This window comes from Treponema pedis, assembly GCF_017161325.1.
Lineage (GTDB): Bacteria > Spirochaetota > Spirochaetia > Treponematales > Treponemataceae > Treponema_B > Treponema_B pedis.
In genome coordinates, this window is sequence record NZ_CP045670.1 from 617,952 (window position 1) to 642,612 (window position 24,661).

Consider the following 24,661-nt stretch of genomic DNA (forward strand, 5'->3'; position numbering starts at 1 on the left):
CGATTTTAGACTATTCTATAAAAATAAGTTTGAAATTTATACAATCGATTATTTTATTGGGGAGGTTTTAAGGATGTTTTTAAAGTTTAAGGTTCCTTTAATATTTGCGGGCGCAGCTCTTGCTCTTTCTTTTATTATAGGAATATTAAGCGGTGTCCGATTTTCCTCCATTTTAATCCGCTCTATCGTTTTATCGCTGATAAGCGGCGGTTTTACATTAGGTGCAAGAGAAATTCTTGAGCGCTTTGTGCCCGAACTGTTTCAACCGCATATATCAAAGGATATTCCGCAAAATGACGGGACCGGAAAAAAACTGAACATAAGTATTGATGACCCGATAGATATGGCTCCTATACCTCCTGCGGATACCGAAGATTTATCTATGACGGAACAACAGGACAATACCGAAACCTTGCCGACAAATGACGATAATTTCGGCAGCGATATTGATACGATAAACGGTCTTGACGGAGAAACCGAAGAGCAAAACGTTTTTAAAGCGGCGGAAAATACGGACTCGGTCTTTAACGTCGAACCGGCCGTTTCGGAAGACTCCTCCGGGCTGGAAGAGCTCCCCGATTTGCAGGAATTTACCCCTGATGAAACCCAAACGGATACCGGACAGGGACAGGACTTTATAGAAGAAGGTACGGGAAGATTTAATATATCGACCGATTTAAGCGGCTCCGATATGGACACCAAAACAATGGTACAGGCAATAAGAACCGTATTAAAGCGGGAATCCTAATCGGATTGAATGGTGATATAAAGGTATGAGAAATGGCGAATATTAATTACGATGATATACCGGAAGACGAACTTTGGGAAAAATACGGAAAAACCTCCGACCCCGGCTTACGGGAATATTTTATACTCAAATATGCTCCGCTGGTAAAATATGTTGCAGGCAAGATTGCCGTAGGTATGCCCGTCAATGTAGAATTTGACGATTTGGTAGGCTATGGCGTTTTCGGTCTTTTAGATGCAATTGAAAAATATGATTTGGATAAAAATGTAAAATTCAATACCTATGCCGTAAACAGAATACGCGGAGCAATATTTGATGAGCTGCGCTCCATAGATTGGGTACCGCGCTCCGTACGCCAAAAAGCCCGCGAAATAGAAGAAACCATTGCAGATATTGAAGCAAAACTGGGCCGTTCCGCCGCAAATGAGGAAATTGCCGCAGCAATGGGAATGGATATTGAAGAATATAATTCTCTTTTATTAAAAATATCCGCCACAAGCGTCATTTCATTAACCGATTTACGCTTTTCAAGCGAAGATTCCGAAGAAAGCTCCGTAGGAGATACTATAGAAGCTCCGGCTTCGTTAAATCCGGACGTAATCGTAGAACGTGAAGATATAAAACGTGTTATAATCGATGCTATTAAAGAATTACCTGAGCGTGAAAAAAAAGTTCTGATAATGTACTACTATGAAGATATGACATTGCGCGAAATAGGAGAAGTTTTACACGTTACGGAATCCCGCGTTTCACAGATACATTCAAGTGCAAATATAAAACTGAGGGCAAAACTATCCGGTGTAACCAAAGGAATAAAATAGGGGGCGTTTATGATTCGGCTTAATCAAATAAAAGAAAAAATGACTGAACTTCACGAACTTGATTCAGGCCGTTTTTTTATTGATACAAGCGGAGATACTCTTGATGAAGCCCTGTTAAATGCCTCTGTCCAATTGGGAGTTCCCATGTCTTCTGTAGACTATGAGATTCTCCAAAAAGGAGTTTCAGGCTTTTTTGCACTCTTTCCGAAAGAATGGAAAATAAGAGCTTATGAAACGTCAAAACCGAAAAAAGCCTCGCCGGAAGAAGGAGAAATTTCCGAAACGGATAATATGGAAGAAGGGGAAGTTATTCCGGACCAGGACGGAATGGCTTATATATTTTGTGCGGCTGACGGCATATATTTAAAAGTAACGGCACCTTCAGGGTACGGTAACCCAGCTACAATTCACGATGCAATAGAAAAATTGCGGGACAGAGCTCTGCCCATACCTGAAGATAATATCCTTAAACCCATTATAAATGCCCGCAGCGGAGAATATGTAAAAATTGCACCTTATACACGTATACCGGGGAATGATGCAACAATGGCCGTAACTATAAGTGAAGATGAAATGAAGGCTTATTTATATGTAAATCCGCCGTCCGCAGGAGGCGTAGACCTTTCGGCGGATACCATAATAGCCTTTTTAAAAAATAACAGAGTCATTGTCGGCATTAACGAAGACCTTGTAAAACAGTTTCAGGATTCGCCTGTTTATAAAGAAGATTATCTCGTTGCGGAAGGTATTGAGCCGAAAGACGGGGAAGATGCACGCATTGAATACGATTTTGAAGTGGACAATACACGTGTACGTCTTCAAGAAACACATTCAGGCCAAATTAATTTTAAAGAGCTTAACCTAATTCAAAATGTAGTTGAAGGACAACCGGTTGCACATAAAATCCCCGCACAAAGAGGAAAAGCCGGAAAAACGGTAACGGGGAAATACCTTGAAGCTTCCAACGGAAAAGATGTTCCGCTCCCGTTAGGCAAAAATACAAAGGTTGCTCCCGACGGATTAACTATAATTGCAGAGGTAAACGGACAGGTTCTTCTTGTAAAAAATAAAGTAACGGTTCAAGAAATTTACGTTGTTGAAGGCGATGTTTCAATCCGCACTGGCAATATTACGTTCTTAGGTTCGGTTTTCGTAAACGGAAATGTAGATGACGGCTTTGTTATAAAAGCATCGGGAAACATTGAAGTAAAAGGAACTGTAGGCAAGGCGGAACTCGATACGGAAGGCGATATAGTTGTAAGCCAGGGAATAATAGGTAAAGAAGGCGGAGCTATACGGGCAGGAAAATCAATTTGGTCCAAATTTATTCAAAATACGGAAATAGTTGAAGCGGGAGATATGGTTGTCGTTTCGGACGGAATCATAAATTCCAACGTAATAGCCAACAGAAAAATTATTTGTCAGGGGAAAAGAGCCGACATTATAGGCGGCAATTTAAGCGCATCGGAATCTATTTCGGCACGCAATTTAGGAAGCGCTTCAGGCGGAAACGATACCGTCTTAAATGTAGGGTTTGACCCTAAAAGCAAAGAACGGTTAAATTTCCTCTTACAAAAACAGGAGATGGACGAAAAGAGTTTAGACGAAGTAAAACTTAATTTAGCAAGTTTGGAAGAAACCAAATCGCGGCGCGGTGAGCTTCCCAAAGATAAAGAAGAAACTTATAAAAAAATGAGCGATTATAAATATACAATCGAAACTGAAATCCATGAAGTGCAAAAAGAAATTACTCAAATTCGTGAATATTTAAACACGCTTAAAAATCAGGGAAGGGTTTCGGCTTCAGGACATGTTTATGCGGGAGTAAGAATTGTAATACGCGATACCGTAGAAGATGTCAGAGCGGATTGTAAAGCGACAACATTTTATTTGGATAGAAGCATTGTGCGTTACGGTAAATATCAGCAAGATACCGATGAAGATGTAAAGAGGGTACCCAGTGGCTATTCATCCAATTGATTTACAAACTCTGTACTCTCAAATGGATAAAATCGGCCGGCAACAAGGTGCCGAGCAGCAAGCCGCTGCAACTGCAAAAAATGTGCAACAGCAGCAAAACAAATTGGACGCCGAAAAAAAATTAAGCAGCGTGCAAGTGATAAACCCCGGCGATAATGAAGGGGTAAAAATTAACGGCGACGGGCATTTTAAAAAAGATGAAAAAAACAAAAACAAACCGGAAAACGAACATACCGAAAAAAAAGAAGAGCTCTCCGATAATTATATAAAAGACCCTTACTTGGGGCAACATGTGGATATTTCAGGATAATGTTAGGCATTGCAATTAGTTTATTTATATTTAATATTTTTTTTTCTCATAATTTTTTATCTTAAGCTGCAAAAACGCTTTTCAGGTAAAACCGAAATCGAAAATGCGGAAAAACAAGTTTACAAACTTATAAGCGATATTACTTTTCATACGGAACAATCTATTACGATTCTTGAAGATAAACTGAATGAAACAAATTCGATAATTGCCGAATTGAATAAACGGATTCTTCTTGCAAAAAATGAAGAAGAAAAGCGTAAACAAGCCGAAGAAATATTAAAAAATATTATATCTCCGCAAAATTCAAACTCTTCATCAAAAACTAAAGCAAAAAAACAAAGCACATCGGCTTCGCCGAAAAGAAAAAAGACTGAAGAAAAAAAAGAAATAAAAAATCTTGAAATGTTTCCTTCGGAGCCGATAAAAATATATACAAAACAAATTCTTTCAAGTCCCAACCGCAATGTTTTACAGGAAAGTTCTTTTCGCGAACAAATAATCGAAATGGCGCGCAAAGGGCTTTCCGTTGAGCTTATTGCGGAAAAAGTGCCTCTTCCCATAGGGGAAATAGAACTTATCGTTTCCATGAATGTGTAAACCCGCATTATTAAATAAAAATGAACTCTAATGAATTAACATAGGAAATGAATTCAATTAAAATCCTATAAATTAAAATCTTCCCTTATTTTTCACCTTCAACCGACGGAGCAAAAAGAGCGAAGTCGTATTTTACCGGGTCTTCAGGACAAAACTCCCGCAAACGGCCGGTAATTTCTTCTACCGCTTTTCTGTCATTTTGTTTACGGGTTAAAAGCCCCAATTCCCTGCCGCGCCTTGCACAATGAACATCGAGCGGCAAGTACAATTCCGAAGGTTTTATGCTTTTCCATAAACCGAAATCGACTCCGGCTTCGGAAGAGCGCACCATCCAACGTAAAAACATATTCAACCGTTTCGCCGCAGAGCCGCCTTCCATATTTCCGATATGCTTTACCGTACGTTCAGGCATTCCTCGTATAAGTTCCGAGCGAAAGCGGCTCATTCTTACAATGAGAGGTTCCTGCAAATTTTGAGGGGCAAATAAATTTTCAAAACCGCCCTTTTTTAAGTAAACGTTTTTTATCGCTTTTGCAATTGCAAAACTGTCTTCTCCGTTTAAGGTGCGGTGATAAAAACTTGTAAGAGTTTTTAACTGTGCAGGAGTTGCATTCATTAAAAAAGAGTAAGGCTCATTTTGCATCAATGCCATTAGCTTATCCGCACTTTTTAAAATAGCCGTTCTATTTCCCCATGCAAAAATCGAAACAAAAAATCCGGCTATTTCTATATCTTCTTTTTTTGAAAACTTATGAGGAACACTTATGGGGTCTGCAGGAATAAAATCGGGATTTTCATACAAAGCCGCATTTTTATCCATTAGAGTTTTTAATTTTTTAAAATCGGTCATAGTTAATTCCACTAGATTTTTAACTTAAAATTCTTTTTTAAAATTTTTATAAGCTCGACCCAGCGCGGGTCATGCGAGTCCGCAAGCCCGAAATCTCCTACAAAATCGCCTCGCTCGGTAAAAAACCAATGAATTAAATTAAGCCTTACCTCGTTTTCATCAACCGGAGCATTTACAATTCTTAAAATATGAAACATTTCATCGGCATTTACAAGTTTCCATTTCCCGTCGCTGATTATGTGGTATACGGTACCGTCGCTTGACCTTTCAATTTTAAAACCTGAATTTTTTTGCTTTGCCCTTTGTTCAAGCCCGGCCTTAGCTCTCTTTTGTTCAATTTCGTTAAGCTCTTCCTGCAACGAAGTTACTTGCATATTGTATAAATGAACGCGGGCTTGTTCAATCAAAAATAAAAGACCTTCCTCATCAAGTTGCGGTAAAATGCCGGTTAATTCTTTTACAAGTTTTTTTTCTTCCGCAGATTGAACATAATCGGTTACGGTTTTTTTAACTGAAGTTTTTTTTGTACCCGGCGAGGTTTTCTTTGCCGCCGCTTTTTTTACGGAGGCTTCCTTAACCTTGCTTTTTTTTGTAAGATTTTTTTTACTTGTCTTATCGTCTTTTACTTGCGTTTTCTTTGCCATAAATAAATCCTCCCAAATATTTCGGTAATTAAAAAACTAAAACTTTTATAAATCATCTACCATTGCGGAAGCTTTTGCATAAGCCGTAGACTTAGCTTCAAAGAAATCCGTCTTAATTAAATTGGCATTACTGTATTGACTTACCCAACTCATAGACGGCGGCTCTTGGTTGTGTCCCTCATAAATAGGAGCAAACCCCAAATTTTCGCAACGCAGATTTCCCAAATATTGAATATAGTCGGCTATCATTTGTTTATTTAACCCGGGAATATCATCTCCTATAACATAATGTCCCCACGCAATTTCCTGTTCGCAGCCTTCTTTAATCATTTCCCGAAAAGTTTGCACATTTTGCTCGGTAAAAAGCTGAGGCTCTTCTTTTTGCAATTCCTGAATCATAGAGCGGAAAAGCCAAAGGTGGGTATTTTCATCACGGTTAATATAACGTATTTCCTGAACGGAACCGGGCATTTTATTATTCCGCCCAAGATTATAAAAAAACATAAAACCCGAATAAAAGTAAACTCCTTCAAGAATATAATTTGCAACACATACTTTTAAAAAAGCCAAAACACTTTTGTCATTTTGGAATTCGTTGTATAAATCGCCGATAAATTTATTTCTTCTTAAAAGGTGTTCGTCATCTCTCCATTGATAAAGAATATCGGTGCGCTCTTCCGGTGAGCAAATCGTATCAAGCATATAACTGTAGCTTTGGGAATGCACGGCTTCCTGAAAAGCTTGAATTGTAAGACATAAGTTTACCTCATTAGCTGTTACATATTGCCCTACATTCGGAAGGTTCGCAGTTTGTATACTGTCCAAAAAAATTAAAAACGATAAGATTTTATCATAGGCCGTTTTTTCCGAAACGGATAATTTTCTATAATCCTGAACATCGGCATTCATATTTATTTCTTCCGGTATCCAAAAATTATTCATAGCCTGCCTGTACCAATCGCTTGCCCAAGCATATTTCATATTATTAAAATCGTTCAGGTTGGTAGTATTTCCGCCTATCATTTTACGCTTATGCGTTTCGATATCTCCGTTTTCGTTAAACAAAGCTTTGCGCGGGAGAACCGTCTTTTCATTTATCATACATAACTCCTTAAATCTTCATTTAATATTTCCGTATCTTTTTTTTCTTCCGTTTCCAATGCCATATCTAAAACAGTAAAAAATAAAATTACAATCATAGGCCCTAAAATAATTCCGTTAAGGGCAAACATTTTTACACCCCCTAACATGGAAAAGAAAATAAGCAGCGGGTGAATTTTTATTCTGTCTTTTAAAAAAAACGGCCGCAAAAAACCGTCCATAAGACTTATCACCGAACCGGCAATAATCAAAAATAAAATTCCTTTAAACGGGCTATGTGTAAAACACATACTTATACCTAGCGGAAACCAAATTACTCCGCAGCCTACCAAGGGCAAAAAAGTTGTAAAAAAAGTTAATATTGCCAAAAGCAATGCACTTTGTACCCCGAATAAAATATAGATTATAAATGATGCCAACCCTTGATAAAAAGAAACCAAAAAAAGGCCCTTAAAAAGATTTGCCGTTATTTCCTTTATTTTAGCGAATATTTTTCCTGAAGTTTCGGAATCAACCGGAATTGCATGCCTTAGCAAACCTGCAAGGTATGCACCGTCAATATAAAAGAAGTATAACGAAAAAGCGAAAAATATCAACGAAAGGAAAAACTGTCCCGCATTTTTTACGAGATTTGTAGCCGATTTTAAAATAGTATCGGAAGAAATAGAGGCTAAATTTAAAAGTTCTTTTGTTAAATTCAATTGGGAAATATCTATTGTTCCCCGTGAAAGCCTGTATACTTCGGCAGCAATCGTTTGCTTTAAATTTTCATTTTCAGGTGAATTTATTTTTTCAAAAAACATTACCGCATTTTGCGCAAGAGCCCTCCCCTGGCCGAAAATTTTTATAACTACAAACGAAAGAATCCCCGCAACAATTAAAACCGTAATAATCGAAAAAGTTCCCGCCAGCAAACTCTTTTTAATAATATAAGTTTTTTTTTCTTTATTCATCTTGGAAAGTATTTTATTATACAAGGGGCTTGCCAGCATATAAACTACCGAAGACCAAAGCAATACCGTTGCATAAGGTAAAAATAATTTCCCTACAAGAAAAAGCATTACAGCCAATAAAATAAAAAATGATATCGTCTGAATTGTCTGTTTATCTTTTTGAAGCATCTTTACTTAACTCCTTTTTCGATATCTAAAAAATAACGGACGGTTTTTACTTTTAATTCGTCCGTCGCGGCATTATCGCAAACTATGATTGCTTTGGGGTGAAGCTGTAACGCACTTACAGTCCATAAATGGTTTATGCCTGACTCAATCGCATGACGCACCGCCCTTGCCTTTTCATAACCTGTTGCCATTATAACAACCTCTTCCGCAGCTGCTATAGTTGCAATACCTACGGTCAAAGCGGTTTTAGGAACAAGTGTTTTATCTCCGTTAAAAAACCTTGCATTCATAGCAATAGTATCTTCGGTTAAAGTTTTTTCACGCGTACGCGAAGCAAGAGAAGAGTAAGGTTCGTTAAAAGCAATATGTCCGTCCGCACCTATACCTCCGAAAAATAAATTGATTTTTCCGTAAGAAGCTATTGCATCTTCATAATCGGAGCACTCCTTAAATTTATCTTTTGCCGTTCCGTCCAAAATATGTATATTTTTTAAATCTATATCTATATGATTAAAAAAATTTTCCATCATAAAATAATGATAACTTTGAGGGTGATTTGCCGGAAGTCCTACGTATTCGTCCATATTAAAAGTAACAACATTTTTAAAAGAAACGATACCTGCCTTGTTTTTTGCAATCAGTTCTTTATACACACCGAGAGGAGTAGACCCTGTGGGTAAGCCCAAAACAAAGGGCTTTTCCTTTGAGGGAGCAAATTCGGTAATTTTATTGCAGATATAATCGGCCGTCCATTTTGAACAGGCGTCATAATCTTGTTTTATAATAACACGCATTTAATTCTCCGTATGCGTGGATTTTAACATAAAAAAACTAAATTTGTAAACAGGGCGTATATTTTAAATTTTTACTTTTGTAATATTCAACCTTATTCTGATATTATAACTTGCCTCTATACTTATAATTTAGTATATTCAATAAGGAAATTAAGTAATCGTTTGATAATTTCCAAAATTTTAATGACTAGGAGTAAAAAAATGGCAATGGTAAAAATTACCGTCGAAAATTTCGATGAAATATTAAAAACCGATAAACCGGTTTTAGTAGATTTTTGGGCACCGTGGTGACCGGGCTGTGTGCAGCTCAGTCCTGAGCTGGAGGCGGCCGAAGCCGAAGTCGGTGATAAGGCCGTAATATCTGCATGTAATGTAGATAATGCAAGAGAACTTGCAGCCAAATTTAAGTTTATGACTATTCCGACTCTTATTTTATTCAAAAACGGAAAAGAAGTAGACAGGCACTCGGGTTATTTGGAAAAAAGCGAACTTGTACAGTTTGTATCAAAGCATATCTAAATTCCGAAAAGGGGCATTAGCCCCTTTATAATTTTCACACCTTATTGCTTAAAGCTTTATTTTCTGTTAAATTCCCGCTTATATTTATAGATTTTAAGAGATATATATGAATAAATTCAGTATAGAATTGGACGGCTTTTGCGGCACCCTTTTTACAGCCGAACGGGCTTTCAATAAAAATAAAGTTGTAATATTTGCAGGAAGCGCGGACGGCGGATATACATCTTCAAAAATAATGGCGGAATTATTTTCCAAAAACGGAATCAATTCCCTTGCCTTGGATTATTCAGGCTGCGGGAATAATACACAAAAATTTGAAAATATTCCTCTGGAGTACGCGGAAAAAGCCGCTTTAAAAATGCGGCGCATGGGCTTTACAAAAATAGGAATTTGGGGCTTTGCGGAGGGAGCCGTATATGCATTGGCGGCAGCGTCCTTTTTTCACGATATAAGCTGTGTTATAGCCCTGGCCCCCTTACATCATTTTATTTGCGGAAAAATCAATCCGTCAAAAGTATTAAGGAAAAAGCTTATACCCGTTTCGGCATTTTCCCTTGCAGGACAGCCTTTGCCGTTTTTTATTCCGCCTAAAATAAATAAATTTAAACTTGCGGTGCAAATGTTATTTGCAAGAAAAATACCTACTGCCGATATTTACCGTGAAGCAATGCTTAGCGCTTCACAGGCCTCCGTTATCCCTGTGGAACATATAAAAGGACAGGTTTTACTGATAAGCAGCGATGAAGACTCAATATGGCCGTCAAAATATTCTTCGGAGCAAATCATAAACCGCTTGGGAGAAAATCATTTCCGTTTTAAAAAAGAACATTTGGCATATCATTTTTGCAGCAGATATTTACTCCCGTTCAATCTTGCCGGAGTAAGATTAAAAAAGAAGCTTAAATATTTTAAAATAGAAAGAAGGAATTTTAAGAACTGCAATAAAACGCGTATTGAAGCCTTTAACCGAATATTGGAATGGTTAAAGGCTTGGTAATGATAAGATTATTTGCCGTTTACAATAGCGATACCGCTGCTGGCTCCGATTCTTGAACAGCCTAAACTTATATAAGTATCGGCGTCCGCTCTGGTTCGCACCCCGCCGGAAGCTTTTATTTTTGTATCTTTTTTTAAATATTTTTTAAAAAGCTTTATGTCTTCTACGGAAGCGCCTCTGCTGCCGTAACCCGTAGAAGTTTTTATATAATCCGCACCTGCTTTTTCTATTATTGAACAAATATCGGCAATATTTTTTTCTTCCAGATAACAGGTTTCTACAATTACTTTTAAAAGAACATTTTTTTCATGACAAGTTTTTGTAATTAGGGTAACTTCATTTTCGGTAAATTGTAAATCCCCTTGTAATAGCTTTCCCACATTTATAACCATATCGATTTCTTCGGCTCCGTCGGTAATTGCCTGTTTTGCTTCCGCTACTTTTATTTCCGTAGACGATGTTCCGAAAGGAAAAGATATTACACTGCAAACTTTTACATCGGAACCTTTTAGTTCTTTCGCAACCAATTTTACATTACAGGGGTTAACACAAACCGATGCAAACTTATACTGTTTAGCTTCATCACAAATTTTAATAATATCGCTTTCCAAAGCGGTAGGTTTTAATAAAGTGTGGTCAATATATTTATTTATTTCCATTATAATCTCCTATGCATTAAGGATAATATATATTAAAGATTTTGTCCATAGCAAAGTTTATATACGGAATAAATTAAGATAAAAATTTTATATAAATCAGCTAACCGTAAATCGTTGACAGCACATAAAACTTATGTTAAACTGAAAGTATGATGGATTTCAGCAGAAGGCTGCCTATAGGCGTACAAAGTTTTGAAGTTATGCGAAGCGATAAATTTCTTTATGTCGATAAAACGGAATTCGTTTACCGTCTCGTTAATTCAAGCAGGGTATATTTTTTAAGCCGTCCGCGCCGCTTCGGTAAAAGCCTCTTTCTTTCCACATTGGAAGCCTTCTTTTTAGGCAAAAAAGAATTATTTACAGGCCTAAAAATTACGGAATCGGAAGACGCTCAAAGCACCCCGTGGAAAAAATATCCGGTTCTCCGCTTTGATTTCAGCCCGAAAAATTACGAAACTGAAAAATCAATTTACGAGATTATCGATTCGAATTTATCGTCAATTGAAACTATATATTCCATACCTAAAACAAAGGACGCTCCTGAAGACAGATTTAAATTTATTTTAGAAACCTTACATAATAAAACCGAAGAAAAAGCAGTCGTGCTTGTTGACGAATACGATAAACCTCTTTTACAAACGATGAATGTAAACGAGCATTTAAATGAAAAATACCGAAACGTTTTAAAAGCATTTTATTCTGTATTAAAAAGCTGTGACCATGTTATACGCTTTGCCTTTTTAACGGGAGTTACCAAGTTCAGTAAGGTAAGTATTTTCAGCGATTTAAACAATTTACGTGATATCAGTATGGAAGAAGAGTTTACGGCAATTTGCGGAATTACTCAAAACGAACTTGAAAATACTTTTAAACCCGAAATAGAAGTCTTGGCGGAAAGAAACAGGTTAAGCTATGAGCAGTGTATAAAAAACTTAAAACAAAAATATGACGGTTACCGTTTTTATCAAAATTGCGAGGCGGTGTATAACCCTTTCAGTTTAATAAACGCCTTTGCAAAAAAAGAATTGGGAGATTATTGGTTTGAGACCGGAACACCTACATTTTTGGTAAGATATTTAAAAGATTATAAGTATAATATACCCGATTTGGACGGAAATGTGGAAATGAACGCATCGGGATTATCGGATTACAGGGCGGGAAACGATTCTGTAATACCTATTTTATTTCAAGCGGGATATTTAACTATAAAGGGCTACGACAGCGATTATAAGATGTATAGGCTAGGCTTTCCCAATGATGAGGTAAGATACGGCTTTTTGCATAATCTTTTACCGGAATATTCAAATTTAAATTTCGGGGATACGGCGTTCAGCATAGTAAGTTTTACAAAAGACCTTAGAGCCGGACGGGTGGAAGAGTTTATGCAAAGATTAAAGTCCATAATGGCGAGTATTCCCTACGATAATGTAAAGAAGGAAAGCGGAGAAAGTCTTGCATTAAGGGAGCATAATTTTCAAATATGCGTTTATTTGGTGTTTTCCCTTATGGGACAGTTTGTAAAAACCGAAACGCATTGTGCAGGCGGGAGAAGCGATTGTACGGTAGAAACCGAAAATACGATTTATATTTTCGAGTTTAAATTAAAAGGAAGTGCGGAGGAAGCCTTAAATCAAATAAGAGAAAAAAATTATGCGGAAGCATACAGGGCTGAAAACAAAGAAATAATTTTAATAGGCGTAAGTTTTAATGCGGAAGAAAAAACGGTAGATAAATGGGTCATAAATATGATATAACAATCCGTAGAGTTTGGAGGTAAGGTAATGTTTAAAACTCTTAATTTCGCTCATAGAGGTTTTCGCAGTAAATTCCCGGAAAACACAATGACGGCTTTTGAAAAAGCCGTAAACGCAGGCGCACACGGAATAGAATTCGATGTTCATCTTTCATCTGACGGAATCCCGGTAATAATCCATGATGAAACATTGGACAGAACTTGCAATGCTTACGGTTTTATAAAAGACTTTTCCTTTGCGGAGCTTGGAAAAATAAATGCCGCAGCGAAATTCCCGCCTGAAAATTTTAAAGAAAGTGCTGCAAATTGCTCAAATGAAAAAATTCCTTCACTTGAAGAATATTTTGATTTTATAAAAAAAACCGATATTATTTCAAATATAGAATTAAAAACAGGGGTTTTCGAATATGCCGGTATTGAAGAAAAAGTTTATGCTCTTTTAAAAAAATACGGTCTTAAAGAAAAATGTATTATTTCTTCTTTCAATCATGAAAGTATTTTACGTATGAAAAAAATAGACTCTTCTTTAGTTTGCGGCTTTTTAGTCGATTCTTGGGAAATAAATCCTGCCGAGAATTTAACGAAAAACGGAATAGAGTGTTATCATCCTTGTGCATACCGCTTAACAAAAAATTTCGTAGATTATATGCATGATAATAAAATCAAAGTAAATGCATGGTTCGGTTCAGTGCAAACCGATTATTCCGCCGTACTTAACACCGGACTTGATGCAATAATTACCGATTATCCTGATAAGATTGCAGCTCTTCTTTCAAACTAATCGAAATGTTAAGTTTTTGCTTTGTCTTTTTTTTGTTAATCGAAAAAAAGACAAAGTCCATATACTCTCTTACAGCCGGCCTCTTTTAATGCCGCAGCACAAAAATTAAGCGTTGCTCCCGTGGTCATAACATCGTCCAAAATTATAAGCGTTTCCGGAATCATTTGTTTTGCATTTTTTATAAAAATTTTACCCTTTAAATTTGTTTTTCGCTTTTCACGCGAAAGAGTTTTTTGTGCGGTGCCGTCTTTTCGTTTTAAACATCGAAGAATTTTAAAGTCATAAATATGCTCTAATTGAACCGCAGTATCTTCTATTTGGTCCCAACCCTTGTTTTTTATTTTTTTCGGACGAGGCGGTACAGGTACAATTTTTATATTTTGCAGCTCTTCTTTTTTATTCACAAAACAGGATATGGATTTTGCAAACACTTCCGCAAAACCTCGAACGCTGAAATTTTTCCAATGAACTAAAAGCTGACCGCATTTACCCTGATACGGATAAATTGAAAAAATCCTATCGCAGCTTTGCGGTATCGGCTCATTTTTCTCATCTTTTAAATTTTTTTCCTTTAAAATTGCCGTACGGCAATTTGTACAATACTCTTTTTCGGAAATTAAAAATCTTCCGCATTTTTTACAAAATTTTTCTTCATTCTTTAGCCGAAAATTAAGAGCATCCTCAATTTCCGTACTTGTACAAGCCGAGCAAATAGGAAGACCGCAATTTGTTTCCGTTCCGCATAACAAACATTTTTGAGGACAAATTAAATCGGCATAAATATTTCGCAAAACAACTTTGAACTTCAGTTTCAATTTTTTTAACATAAGAACACCTCATATATATTATCAGCTATTTTTTTTATTTTGCATAAGGTTTAAATTTTTTTTGCTGAAATATTTATCTTTATTGCTTCTTTAGAATTTTTTATAAAATAAAGTTTTAAGGTTAAGAGAAAGAATAAATAATTTAAGAAATTTCGGTTAGGAATTTTATATTGAATATACAAAGCGGAGTAAAACTTTTTAAAATAATATCTTTAAAATAAAACTTCCCCGTATATTTCGTACTTAAAAATATTAGAACGGAACATACGGAGAAATTGTCGTAAATTTTACGGTTTATGTTTTATTTACATTATTTCCATAAACGGAATAACCGAAAGTCTCATTGCATTTTGCAATACCGTTTTTGCAGCTCGTGCAAGCTCCAAGCGGGTAAAACTTAAATCTCCATCGCTTCCTGAAAGAATCGGACAATCCCTGTAAAACCTGCTGAAGGCTTTTGAAACTTCATACAAATATGAAGCTAAAATGCTCGGGTCTTTTCGCTCTGCAGCTCGTTCAACTTGAATGGAAAAGTCTTCCAAAGTTTTTAAAAGCGCCCATTCGGATTCCGTTGTAAGAAGCTCAGGTTTCAGCTTTCCGTTTTTTAAAAGTTCTTTATTTTCAGGCAATTCGGCTTTACGCAGTATAGATGAAATGCGCGCCCCCATGTATTGAAGATACGGCCCCGTGTTCCCGGTAAACGAAAGAGAATCTTTAGGATTAAAAAGCATATCCTTTTTCGGACTTACCTGTAAAAGAAAATAATGAAGGGCTCCTACAGCTATATTTTCGGCAACAGTACTTACATCGCCTACTTCTTTTTCCCTCCCGTTTTCTGTAATTTTTTTCAAAGCTTCGTCTTGCAAAGAATTTATTAAATCATCGGCATCTACTACAGTCCCTTCCCGGCTTTTCATTTTTCCTTCAGGTAAATTTACCATTCCGTAAGAAAGATGATATAAATCGTCCGCCCAATCAAATCCCAGTTTTTTTAGAACATAGAATAAAACCTTAAAGTGGTACTCCTGTTCGTTTCCTACAACGTATATCATTTGATTAAAAGGCCAATCGTTATGGCGTAAAATTGCAGTCCCTACATCTTGCGTTATATAAAGGGAAGTTCCGTCGCCTCTGAGCAAAACCTTTTTATCCAAATTTATAGGACTTAGGTCAATCCAAATAGAACCGTCCTCTTCTTTATAAAAAATTCCGTCTTCAAGACCTTTTAAAATCCGGTCTTTCCCTTTTAAATAAGTTTGGCTTTCAAAATAAAGTTTATCAAAAGAAATTCCCGTTCGCTTATACGTTTGCTGAATACCTTCGATTGCCCAACCGTTCATAGTTTTCCAAAGGCTTATAAGCTCCGCATTATCGCCGGCTTCCCAATCCAAAAGCATTTGTTTTGCTTCCGCTTCCGCTTTTTCAGGATTTTCTTTACTGTATTTATGGAAGGCTACATACATATCACCTACAAATCGGTCAGGCTTTACATTTTCCGTTTCGGGAGTTTTTCCTTCGCCGAACTTTTGATATGCAATCATAGATTTACAAATATGTACACCCCGGTCGTTTATTATGTTAACTCTAAAAACTTCAGCCCCGCAAAATTCCAAAATACGCGAAATACTTTCACCCAATACATCATTACGTAAATGCCCTACATGCAAAGGCTTATTGGTATTAGGGCCTGAAAATTCGACCATTATTTTTTTACCCGAAAGCGCTTTTACTTTTCCGTAGTTTTCTTTTTCGGTTAAAATTTTATTCAGTACATTGGAAGCTAAATTACCTTTAGGAAGAAAAACATTTAAATAAGGCCCGATTGCCTTGGGCTCTCCGAATTGTTTTAATTCCGGATTATTTAAAATACGCGAACAAAGTTCCGCCGCAATCTTAGGCGGAGCCGTTTTAAAAGTTTTAGCAAATACAAAAAGCGGAAAAGCAAGGTCTCCCATATCGGCATTCGGAGGCGTTTCCATATTTAAACTTTCGCTTTTAATTTCTTCACAAGCGTCGGGTCTTATCGCATTTAAATTTTCGGCTATGATTTTTTGCCAAGTTATTTTAATATCTTCCATAATAAGGAAATTATAACACAATTAAACAGGTTTTTCAATCGGTTTATTAAAGAGAATTTACGGCCGGCCTTGTTCAGCCCAATTTACGGTTTTATCCATTTTTTGTAAAACGGTCTTTGTTATTTCCGAAATTAACTCTTTCGCATTTACTTTTCTGTTTTTTAATATACAGCGGTGTGCAAATACGGCAGGAGCTATAAGTTCAAAGTCGGTATCTTCAACCCAAGAACGACCTTTAGAAAGTGCCGCAGTTTTTGCAAGTTGTAAAAATTGAAGTGAAGAACGCGGAGATGCACCAAGTTCAATATCCGGATGAGAACGCGTTGCATTGCAAATTTCTATAATTGCTTTTTGTAAAGCCGAGTGACAAAAAACATCAGCCTGCTCTTTCCGTGAAGAATAAATATCCGAAACATTTATGACGGGAACCAAAGCCTGCAAGGCTAGAATGCCCGGATTACCCTGCAATATTTCAAGAGCGGCCTTATCATCGGGATAACCTATGGAAAGAGAAACCATAAATCTGTCAAGCTGTGCAGGCGGTAAAGGATATGTCCCTAAAGTTTCTATAGGATTTTGTGTGGCCGCCGCAAAAAATAAATCGCTTAGCCTATGAGTTTTTCTTCCTACCGTAACCTGCCTTTCTTCCATTACTTCAAGAAGCGCCGACTGAACTTTGGGCGGTGTTCTATTAAGTTCGTCAGCCAAAAAGATATCACAAAAAACGGGGCCTTGCATAAATTCAAAGGTTTGTGTTTGAGCATTAAAAATATCCACACCGGTTATATCATAAGGCAACAGGTCGGGCGTACATTGAAGACGTTTAAATTCGGCTTGACAGACTACGCTTTTATCTTCCGATAAAGTATCTTCTTTTTTAATCAGTTTTGCAAGAGCCTTTACCATTGTAGTCTTACCCACTCCCGGAATATCGTCAAGCAAAACATGTCCGCCCGTTAAAAATGCGGATACAAAAATAGAAATAACTTCATCTTTACCTTTTATAACCTTACCTATACCGTTTTTTAACTCTTCAATAATTTCCTTCGTATTCATAATAAAACAGTATACACGAAAACATTATTTTGTCTACCTTATAATTTTATTGTAAACATTTTTTTTACAAGCCCGTTCACCGCTTTTTTAAAATTCGTTTTATCCAATTTTTCTATATTAAAATTTTGAGTAAATAAAGGAAATCCGTTTTTATTTAAAAGTCTAAACGATAATATGCTATTAAGATATTTTATTTGTAATTCAAATTTTGAATTTGAATCGGTATTAAATCGTGAGGAATTGATAATAGAAAAAATTTTTTTCTCGGAGATTTTTACACTTTTATTCTTTTGCAAACTTATGTTTATTTTAACGGGCAAATTAATATCATATTGTAAAAAGGCGGCGGGGTTTATATCAAAAAGAGACTCCAAATACAAATAATAAAATTTAGGCGAACGCTTGTTTGCAATTTTTACTCCTTGTGCATATAGTTTACCTATGGAATCTTTTTCCCATTCAGGATTCATTTTAGAAATTCCGTCATTAAGCATTTTTAAATCTTTTTCAATAAGAGCTCTTTCGGCAATATAACTGCCTTCACTTTTAGGAATAAATTCCGTTTCTATTTTTTCGGCATTTTCAAAATATTTCAGCTGCTTATTTCCCTTATCTTTAAATGCTTCAAAATAAAGAGAGTTTATCTGTAAAATATATGAAGAGTCATTTAAAAAAGGTTTGCCTTCTTTTTTATATTCCTTTGCAACTTTTAACGAATAAACTCTGTAAACGGAATCGTAATACTTATATTTTAATTTATAATTGATTCCATTAAAAACCGTTTTTATCCAATCGAAAAAATTTAAACTCAATTTTGTTTTTTCAAAATTATATTTTTGCTCATACAATGCCTGTTTAAATTTATAAATAGAACTCTTAAATTCGTTAACGCTTAATCCGTAGTTTGAAATCCATGCCTCATCGGTATTATTAAGTATCCCCGACAAAAGCTGCTCGGCCTGCTCAAAATTACCGGTTGATAAAAATATATTTCCGGCATTTAAAGTACCTAAAGGAGTATTGTCAATTGCCGCTGCCGCCGTATATGCCGCAAGAGCTTCTTTAAAATTATTTCTTCGAGCCTCCAGCTCTCCTATCATCATATAACTTGAATTGCGCTCCTGCATTTTTAATGCCGCTTCCGCATCTTCAAGAGCTTCCGCAAAATTATAAAATGAACTTTCCAAAATTGCCTTATTGTAATAGTAAATTGAAGCGGAGTATTTTTTATTTTCGGCTTTTGCATATTGAATTGCCTTTGTATAAAATTTTTTTGAATTTTTATAATCAAAAATCTCGCTGTATAAGGTTCCGAGAGAGTTGCATACCGAAAGATGCTCGCCATAACGTTTTATATTATCCAAGCAAAATGCAATACCTTCTTTTGCTTTATGACATTTAAAACAAAGCCAACCGTAATTTGCGGCGGCGTAACGGTCTTCAGGAACATATAATAAATATTTTTTAAGATATTGCAAGGCTTCTTCATTTTGATTTAATGCGGCGGAAGTGTTCGACAAGTAAAATAAAAAATCGGAATTATCTTTATCCAACTGTAAGCCTTTTTTAAAAAGTTTATATGCAGGCTGATATAATCCTTTATTGTAATAAATAATTCCAAGTTTTAAAGGAAATATATAATCATCGGGATATTTTTTCATTCCTGTTTGAAGGCTGTTTATAGCTTTTTCCCAATTTTCAGCAGCAATGCCCTCATCGGAAACGGAGAGTATTTCTTCAGGTGTTTGTGCATAAAAATAGGAAACGAAAAAAATAAGCTCTAAAAGCAAAAATACTTTTTTTAACACTTTTTAACCTCCGTTTTATTTTATTCCGATTTGGAATTTTTTAAAATTAAAACAGCATCATTTACGTCCTGTTCGGAACATAAAGGCGCAAACTTCGCTTTTTTTACTAAAGCATTCATTTTTTCAATTGCTTTAAAACTTGTATTTTTCTTTTTTTTCTTATTAAAAATCATTCCTGCCGTCAAAACACGCCTTCTATTATTTTTAGAAAACTTTAAAACCGCATACGGGAAAATTTTATACAGCAAAAACAAAAAAAGCACAATTAAAATAATCGTTATCCATAAAAATGAGATATGTTTTTTTAAAAACTTTTTAATATAATCCGAAACGGTTTGTTCCGTTTCTTTTTCTTCCGCTTCGGCATATTGTATCTCGTTTCTATTTTCCAATATTTCACTTAATAAAGAATTAAATTCATCTCCTCCCGGATTAAATGAAAAATTTAAATTTTCTCCTGAAGCCAATTGTTGTGTAGTCGCATCAAAGCTAAGCCAGCCGATTTCTGGAAAAAAAACTTCCGTCCATGCATGAGCCATATTTGCACGTACCGGATAATAATTTAAAACCTCAGATTCCGGTTGAACAAAAAAACCTACAGCAACACGTGAGGGAATCCCTAAACTTCTCAGCATTAAAGCAAACGAAAAAGCATAATAAGTACAATAACCTTTTTTTGTTTCATTTAAAAAATACTTTAATTGATTTCCATCGGGAGCTTTGCCAGGTTTTAGCGAATATCTGAAATCTCCATCGGTAAAATAGTTTTTAATTGCAAGTATTTTATCCAAATAACCGGGAATATCCTGAGTAAGCTCTTTTGCTTTCGGATTAACGAGTGAAAAAGTATCTTCGTCTATTTGAGTATAAAATTTTAAATCGTTCGGGCTTAATCCCTCTTCATCATTTCCTAAAGGAGGAGCTTCACCGTAAATATCTCCTGCAAACGAATACACCGCCTCGCTTATTACCTTATATCCGCCGTTAAATTTTTTACTATCCCAAATTGTATAGGGTATTACACTTGTAGGATAATCCATTGCAATAAAAGAAGAAGGTGATAAGTTCACAAAAAAATATTCCTGCTCCGCCGTTTCACGCAATAAAAATTTTTTATGCGGAAGATTTTTTTTGGTTTTAGGTAAAACCGTTATTTGAGGTTTTTCATCCGGAGCGGTTTTTTCATAAAACCCTTTTGACTTATCCCAGCCGGAAAGATATAGACGCCGAAGCATATTATGAGAAAACTCTCCGTTAAAATGGGCAACTAAAACCAAGTCGCCGCTCATTTTAATTTCACCTTGAAGAGTAAGATAATCGGAAAAGTCGAACTGAAAAAGAGTAGGCTGTAAAAGCCCGCCATGATTCACAACGGAATTTTCATTATATTTTTTTACAATAAAAAACAAAATAAAAACTAAAGCGGGCAGCAAAAAAAGAAAAAATTTTATCTGCCTTTTTCCGAATTTAAAAGATAAAAAAAGACGAGTCAATTCGGATAATAAAAATACGATTGAAAAAATCACCGCATATATGTAACGGTCAAAAACGGAAAGCGAATAATTCTCCTGTGTCCAAAATAAACTTGAGAATAAAATAAAAAACAGCACCGGTTCAAAGCTGCGGTATTTTTCTTTTTTTAAAAATAAAACTGTTGTTGCCGAAACAAACAAAGTTTGCAAAAATAAAAACGGGATAATTATTCCCAGCCGTAAATAAAGTATATCGAATATTTCAAGTGAAATTATTTTACAAATAAAAAAAATAATAAACCAAAATATAATCCCCGTAAAAAAAATTAAAAATATTGCAGACGACAGTTTTATTTTTTTTTCTTCCGCTTTAAAACACAAGAAAAAAATTATAAAGCTCCATACAGGTAAAATAAGGGGAGGTAAAATCTCAAATAAAAAAAGAGACGGTATAACGCTTAACAATAAAACCGAAAAACTTCTAAACAAAAAAATTACTTTAAATCGTGTAAGCATAAAATCCTTCCTTACGCATTTCTCCGGCAGAAAATTCAATGCATTCATTTAGTTCGGCGGTAAACGCTTCACATTTTTTTTCATGTTGTGTTTTAAATAAAAACGAATATAGTAAGCCCTCAGACTTTTTAGTATTTTTCTTTATTCCGAAATAAAATGCGCATTTATTTTTATAACCGGAAAAAGCTTTTATTAGAAATTTATAATTTTGCACAATAAAATCGTCAGGCATAAAAAAACACAATAAACAATTTTTTTTGTCCTTTTCATCGGTTAAAACCGGAAGTTTAAAATTTTCAACTTGTTTATTTTTGCGGACAACATAAATTTGAGGAATGCAAAAAGTTCTTTTTATCTTTTCAAGACCCGTTTTATCATCTGCAAAAATACTTACGGTTTGAAAAACCTTTGTTAAATTATCATAAAACAAAATATTAAAAGAAATATTATGCTCATATAAAAAAACGGCAATAGAAGCGGCCTTATTTATAAAATCATCATAAGCGTTTTTATAAAATTCATTTCCGCTAAAAACAACCGGTTCATTAATATATACGGTAAAAAACCGTTTAGGAGGAGGTACAAAATCGCCTTGCTTTATAGACAGCTCCCGAGTATGTGCAAAAAGTTTCCAGTTTATTTTACGCGTATCATCTCCGGGTATGTACGGGCGTACATCATATAATTCATCATTTCTGCGTAAATTGCTTTTATTATCAAAAGTTTCATTAAAAATTTCAGGAAGCTCAAAAACTTCCGCTTTACCGATAACCGGCTCAATAAAAAGTTCTTTTATATTTTCTTCTCTTTGTAAAAACCTAAACGAAAAAAAACCTGCAATATCCGAAAGCTCCGCATATTCATATTTAAGAAAAAACCTGCCTCGTTCATTTTGCGGAATGACTCCTGAAGTTTCGGTTTTGTTAAGCTTAATACGTAATATAAGCCTTCGGCTTTTTAGATTGTCTTTATCGGTTAAAAATTCAAAACAATAAAACGGAATAACGGCAGGCAAAAGAAAAGGAAAAGCTTTTTTTTCTCTAATAGGAGAAATTAATATTTCATTATTCTTTATTTCAATTTTAAAAACCGCATTTTTCCAAAAACATATACTTATTGATAAAAAAATAATTGCAAGCAAAATATATAAAGTTAATCCGGCGGCGCAAACAGACGAAAAGATTTCCCCCCGCACTAAGCCTGAAAAAAGCAGCAAAACGGAAAACAGTAAATATATAAAGCCTAAAGATGTTAAACGGAATTTAATCACCGTAAAATAGTAACATTTTTTTTTAAATAATTCAATTGCGGAAGTAAATATAAAATAAATAAAAAAAATTCTTGACAGCTGAAAAAATACGATTTATACTATAAGCTGTTCAAATCATTGCATTTGTAACAAATTAACATTTTTTTCATGGAGGATAAAATGAAACGTACTAAAGTTTTTGCGGTTATACTTATTGCTTTAATGCTGATAACACCCGCATTTGCAGAATCCACACCGATTCCCGGCTTAAGTTTCTTTAAGCTGGATAACGGCTTGGAGGTATTCGTGCTTGAAAATCACGCCGTACCTCTTACAAGGATTCAAATCACATTCAGATGTGGAGCTCTTACTCAAACACCTGAGACTTGCGGAATTTTCCATTTATATGAGCACATGCTGTTTAAAGGAAATAAAAGGTATAAAACCGAAACGGAGTTTTCTGCGGCTATGACGGAACTTGGGATAGCCGGCTGGAACGGAAGCACTTCAACCGAATATGTAGAGTATCATATTACACTTCCGTCAAGCAAAACAGGAAAGGGGCTTGAATTTTGGTCCCATGCAATGCGCGACCCGCTGTTTGATAAGGAAGAGCTTGAAATCGAAAAAAATGTAGTTTGTAATGAAATAAACGGAGACAGAACAAGACCTACAGTCCCTATTTACGCAACTATCACAAAAACTATGTTTCCGAAATTTCCTTGGAGAAGAGATGTTGCCGGTTATGATAAACTTGTACGGGCTGCAACGCAGGAAATGCTAAAAGAAATGCAAAAAACTTATTATATCCCTAACAATGCGGCCATCTTTGTTTCAGGAGATGTTAATCCGAAAGAAGTTCTTGCCGAGGTAAAAAAATATTACGGAGATTGGGAAAAAGGCAAAGACCCTTGGGACCCTATGCCTGAACCTCAAATCCGGCCGGCAGTAAAAGAACCGGTCTATTTCGTATACCCCGATTCTTCCTTTTATCAGGGATTTTCAACTTTTTATATGTATATGAGAGGTCCCGATGTAATTCGAGAACCCTCTTCTACGTATGCGGCGGATGTATGGGGAACGCTTTACGGCTTAACTACCGGAAAATTTAAAAACAATATATTTACAGCTATTCCGAAATTATATGAAAAGGACCAAACTTGGGCTGGATATTATACTCAAAGAGACGGCGGAGAAATAAATTTCGGCTCCATAGCCCTCATTGATTCTTCAACATCTACAGCCGAACGGGCAAAAAATTTTAAAAACGCAATATATGAAGAAGTAAAAAAGACTGTAGCCGATAAAACTTATTTCGAAAATAAAGACTTTACCACAGTAAAACGTAAACTTGAAGACGAACAGATTTTAAGTTTGGAAAAACCCGATAAATTTATGGAAAGCTTATCGTTTTGGTGGTCATGTTCTTCAGCCGATTATTTTTTTAAATATTTAACCAATATGAACAAGGTTACAAAAACCGATATAGATAAATTTTTGCAAACATACGTTTTGGAAAATCAGCCGATAATTATCGTAAGAATGAATATGGACGATTATAAACGGGAAGCTGAAAAATTCAAAGAAGAAGGTTTTAAAGTTATAACCAGAGAAAATTGCTTCTGGTGGGGAGAAAACAAATGAAAAAAAGATTTTTTATTGCGGCAATTATAAGCGTCGTTTTTTTCTTTTCGTGTGAAACAACGCCTCCTGCGGTTCAAATGCAAGGTATTGAAACCGCAAGTGATTTTATGAAAGCAAATGTACCTCTTATTTCCATGCACACGCTTGATAACGGTATTACAGTTATAGTAAAAAGACAAAACACAAATAGAATTTTTACTATGAATGTCGTATACAACGGCGGTCTTGCAATGTTGCCTGAAGGAAAAGACGGTTTAGAAAGTTTAACTCTTTCTACAATGATTCGGGGCTCAAAAAAAATACTCATTTGAAGACATAAAAAGAATCTCCGTAGAA

General features: G+C 35.4%; 23 protein-coding genes. 11 read left to right on the forward strand and 12 right to left on the reverse strand.

From position 1 onward, the window contains the following. Positions 1–73 precede the first annotated feature (73 nt). The 5 genes from DYQ05_RS02690 to DYQ05_RS02710 are packed head-to-tail and all read left to right on the forward strand — an operon-like array spanning position 74 to position 4,456. Positions 74–748 carry a hypothetical protein gene (locus tag DYQ05_RS02690; RefSeq protein WP_206183788.1) on the forward strand — a complete coding sequence of 225 codons (675 nt, stop codon included), beginning with the start codon at positions 74–76 and terminating at the stop codon, positions 746–748. A 32-nt stretch (positions 749–780) separates the two neighbouring features. After that, a complete protein-coding gene (gene whiG, locus DYQ05_RS02695) occupies positions 781–1,569 on the forward strand; it encodes an RNA polymerase sigma factor WhiG (protein ID WP_020964368.1) in 789 nt (262 codons plus the stop codon). Between the two features lie 9 nt (positions 1,570–1,578). Continuing rightward, entirely contained in the window at positions 1,579–3,549 is a 1,971-nt protein-coding gene (locus tag DYQ05_RS02700) for a FapA family protein (RefSeq protein ID WP_020964369.1), read from the forward strand. Then, positions 3,530–3,859, forward strand: coding sequence for a hypothetical protein (locus DYQ05_RS02705; protein ID WP_206183789.1), 330 nt, complete (start codon positions 3,530–3,532; stop codon positions 3,857–3,859). The genes DYQ05_RS02700 and DYQ05_RS02705 overlap by 20 nt, the downstream gene beginning before the upstream one ends. Positions 3,860–3,868: 9 nt before the next feature. Beyond that, positions 3,869–4,456 (forward strand): hypothetical protein, encoded by a 588-nt coding sequence (locus DYQ05_RS02710; protein WP_206183790.1) that lies wholly within the window; start codon positions 3,869–3,871, stop codon positions 4,454–4,456. An 85-nt stretch (positions 4,457–4,541) separates the two neighbouring features. Here DYQ05_RS02710 and DYQ05_RS02715 read toward each other — a convergent pair whose 3' ends face one another. Genes DYQ05_RS02715 through nagB form a run of 5 tightly spaced genes read right to left on the reverse strand, consistent with a single transcriptional unit; the run spans position 4,542 to position 8,966 of the window. Continuing rightward, the gene (locus tag DYQ05_RS02715) at positions 4,542–5,306 is read right to left on the reverse strand and encodes a TIGR02757 family protein (protein WP_024467588.1); all 765 of its coding nucleotides are present in this window, start codon (positions 5,304–5,306) and stop codon (positions 4,542–4,544) included. An 11-nt stretch (positions 5,307–5,317) separates the two neighbouring features. Next, a complete protein-coding gene (locus tag DYQ05_RS02720; RefSeq protein ID WP_029410090.1) occupies positions 5,318–5,950 on the reverse strand; it encodes a hypothetical protein in 633 nt (210 codons plus the stop codon). A gap of 45 nt (positions 5,951–5,995) precedes the next feature. Further along, positions 5,996–7,051, reverse strand: a complete 1,056-nt coding sequence (locus tag DYQ05_RS02725; RefSeq protein ID WP_020964374.1) for a ribonucleotide-diphosphate reductase subunit beta — start codon at positions 7,049–7,051, stop codon at positions 5,996–5,998. Then, positions 7,048–8,172 carry an AI-2E family transporter gene (locus DYQ05_RS02730; protein ID WP_024469383.1) on the reverse strand — a complete coding sequence of 375 codons (1,125 nt, stop codon included), beginning with the start codon at positions 8,170–8,172 and terminating at the stop codon, positions 7,048–7,050. The genes DYQ05_RS02725 and DYQ05_RS02730 overlap by 4 nt, the downstream gene beginning before the upstream one ends. A 2-nt stretch (positions 8,173–8,174) precedes the next feature. Next, positions 8,175–8,966, reverse strand: coding sequence for a glucosamine-6-phosphate deaminase (gene nagB, locus DYQ05_RS02735; protein ID WP_206183791.1), 792 nt, complete (start codon positions 8,964–8,966; stop codon positions 8,175–8,177). 201 nt (positions 8,967–9,167) lie between these two features. Between nagB and trxA the strand changes: the two genes are divergently transcribed. Together trxA and DYQ05_RS02745 are read left to right on the forward strand one after the other, a co-directional pair. Next, positions 9,168–9,485: a thioredoxin gene (trxA, locus tag DYQ05_RS02740; protein WP_080657282.1), complete on the forward strand. Its 318-nt coding sequence runs from the start codon at positions 9,168–9,170 to the stop codon at positions 9,483–9,485. A gap of 106 nt (positions 9,486–9,591) precedes the next feature. Next, a complete protein-coding gene (locus DYQ05_RS02745; protein WP_020964379.1) occupies positions 9,592–10,482 on the forward strand; it encodes an acyl-CoA thioester hydrolase/BAAT C-terminal domain-containing protein in 891 nt (296 codons plus the stop codon). Between the two features lie 8 nt (positions 10,483–10,490). On the opposite strand, the gene deoC is transcribed toward DYQ05_RS02745, so the two are convergent. Beyond that, positions 10,491–11,141 carry a deoxyribose-phosphate aldolase gene (gene deoC / locus DYQ05_RS02750; protein ID WP_024467583.1) on the reverse strand — a complete coding sequence of 217 codons (651 nt, stop codon included), beginning with the start codon at positions 11,139–11,141 and terminating at the stop codon, positions 10,491–10,493. A gap of 152 nt (positions 11,142–11,293) precedes the next feature. Between deoC and DYQ05_RS02755 the strand changes: the two genes are divergently transcribed. Together DYQ05_RS02755 and DYQ05_RS02760 are read left to right on the forward strand one after the other, a co-directional pair. Further along, positions 11,294–12,895 (forward strand): ATP-binding protein, encoded by a 1,602-nt coding sequence (locus DYQ05_RS02755; protein ID WP_024469382.1) that lies wholly within the window; start codon positions 11,294–11,296, stop codon positions 12,893–12,895. Between the two features lie 27 nt (positions 12,896–12,922). After that, complete coding sequence (locus DYQ05_RS02760) at positions 12,923–13,675, forward strand: glycerophosphodiester phosphodiesterase (RefSeq protein WP_206183792.1); 753 nt, start codon at positions 12,923–12,925, stop codon at positions 13,673–13,675. Positions 13,676–13,710: 35 nt separating this feature from the next. Here DYQ05_RS02760 and DYQ05_RS02765 read toward each other — a convergent pair whose 3' ends face one another. The 6 genes from DYQ05_RS02765 to DYQ05_RS02785 form a co-directional block, all read right to left on the reverse strand. Then, positions 13,711–14,502: a ComF family protein gene (locus DYQ05_RS02765; protein ID WP_206183793.1), complete on the reverse strand. Its 792-nt coding sequence runs from the start codon at positions 14,500–14,502 to the stop codon at positions 13,711–13,713. 305 nt (positions 14,503–14,807) lie between these two features. Next, positions 14,808–16,580, reverse strand: a complete 1,773-nt coding sequence (gene argS, locus DYQ05_RS02770; protein ID WP_024468787.1) for an arginine--tRNA ligase — start codon at positions 16,578–16,580, stop codon at positions 14,808–14,810. A 57-nt stretch (positions 16,581–16,637) separates the two neighbouring features. Then, entirely contained in the window at positions 16,638–17,636 is a 999-nt protein-coding gene (locus DYQ05_RS02775; RefSeq protein WP_206183794.1) for an AAA family ATPase, read from the reverse strand. Positions 17,637–17,674: 38 nt separating this feature from the next. After that, positions 17,675–19,444 (reverse strand): tetratricopeptide repeat protein, encoded by a 1,770-nt coding sequence (locus DYQ05_RS13570; protein WP_252723485.1) that lies wholly within the window; start codon positions 19,442–19,444, stop codon positions 17,675–17,677. Positions 19,445–19,464: 20 nt separating this feature from the next. Further along, the gene (locus DYQ05_RS13575; RefSeq protein WP_252723486.1) at positions 19,465–21,432 is read right to left on the reverse strand and encodes a transglutaminase-like domain-containing protein; all 1,968 of its coding nucleotides are present in this window, start codon (positions 21,430–21,432) and stop codon (positions 19,465–19,467) included. Beyond that, positions 21,416–22,573 (reverse strand): DUF58 domain-containing protein, encoded by a 1,158-nt coding sequence (locus DYQ05_RS02785; protein WP_206183795.1) that lies wholly within the window; start codon positions 22,571–22,573, stop codon positions 21,416–21,418. Before DYQ05_RS02785 ends, DYQ05_RS13575 begins: the two co-directional genes overlap by 17 nt. A 288-nt stretch (positions 22,574–22,861) precedes the next feature. On the opposite strand from DYQ05_RS02785, the gene DYQ05_RS02790 reads away from it, so the two are divergent. Together DYQ05_RS02790 and DYQ05_RS02795 are read left to right on the forward strand one after the other, a co-directional pair. Continuing rightward, entirely contained in the window at positions 22,862–24,325 is a 1,464-nt protein-coding gene (locus DYQ05_RS02790; protein ID WP_024467931.1) for a M16 family metallopeptidase, read from the forward strand. Next, positions 24,322–24,636, forward strand: a complete 315-nt coding sequence (locus tag DYQ05_RS02795; protein ID WP_206183796.1) for a hypothetical protein — start codon at positions 24,322–24,324, stop codon at positions 24,634–24,636. Before DYQ05_RS02790 ends, DYQ05_RS02795 begins: the two co-directional genes overlap by 4 nt. Positions 24,637–24,661: the final 25 nt, after the last annotated feature.

Coding starts and splice junctions, on each gene's coding strand:
- DYQ05_RS02765 (WP_206183793.1), bottom strand. CDS start 14,502: ATGTTAAAAAAATTGAAACTGAAGTTCAAAGTTGTTTTGCGAAATATT.
- DYQ05_RS02795 (WP_206183796.1), top strand. CDS start 24,322: ATGAAAAAAAGATTTTTTATTGCGGCAATTATAAGCGTCGTTTTTTTC.
- DYQ05_RS02755 (WP_024469382.1), top strand. CDS start 11,294: ATGGATTTCAGCAGAAGGCTGCCTATAGGCGTACAAAGTTTTGAAGTT.
- deoC (WP_024467583.1), bottom strand. CDS start 11,141: ATGGAAATAAATAAATATATTGACCACACTTTATTAAAACCTACCGCT.
- DYQ05_RS02715 (WP_024467588.1), bottom strand. CDS start 5,306: ATGACCGATTTTAAAAAATTAAAAACTCTAATGGATAAAAATGCGGCT.
- DYQ05_RS02690 (WP_206183788.1), top strand. CDS start 74: ATGTTTTTAAAGTTTAAGGTTCCTTTAATATTTGCGGGCGCAGCTCTT.
- DYQ05_RS02700 (WP_020964369.1), top strand. CDS start 1,579: ATGATTCGGCTTAATCAAATAAAAGAAAAAATGACTGAACTTCACGAA.
- argS (WP_024468787.1), bottom strand. CDS start 16,580: ATGGAAGATATTAAAATAACTTGGCAAAAAATCATAGCCGAAAATTTA.
- whiG (WP_020964368.1), top strand. CDS start 781: ATGGCGAATATTAATTACGATGATATACCGGAAGACGAACTTTGGGAA.
- DYQ05_RS02720 (WP_029410090.1), bottom strand. CDS start 5,950: ATGGCAAAGAAAACGCAAGTAAAAGACGATAAGACAAGTAAAAAAAAT.
- DYQ05_RS02730 (WP_024469383.1), bottom strand. CDS start 8,172: ATGCTTCAAAAAGATAAACAGACAATTCAGACGATATCATTTTTTATT.
- DYQ05_RS02760 (WP_206183792.1), top strand. CDS start 12,923: ATGTTTAAAACTCTTAATTTCGCTCATAGAGGTTTTCGCAGTAAATTC.
- DYQ05_RS02745 (WP_020964379.1), top strand. CDS start 9,592: ATGAATAAATTCAGTATAGAATTGGACGGCTTTTGCGGCACCCTTTTT.
- DYQ05_RS02790 (WP_024467931.1), top strand. CDS start 22,862: ATGAAACGTACTAAAGTTTTTGCGGTTATACTTATTGCTTTAATGCTG.
- DYQ05_RS02725 (WP_020964374.1), bottom strand. CDS start 7,051: ATGATAAATGAAAAGACGGTTCTCCCGCGCAAAGCTTTGTTTAACGAA.
- DYQ05_RS02775 (WP_206183794.1), bottom strand. CDS start 17,636: ATGAATACGAAGGAAATTATTGAAGAGTTAAAAAACGGTATAGGTAAG.
- nagB (WP_206183791.1), bottom strand. CDS start 8,966: ATGCGTGTTATTATAAAACAAGATTATGACGCCTGTTCAAAATGGACG.
- DYQ05_RS13575 (WP_252723486.1), bottom strand. CDS start 21,432: ATGCTTACACGATTTAAAGTAATTTTTTTGTTTAGAAGTTTTTCGGTT.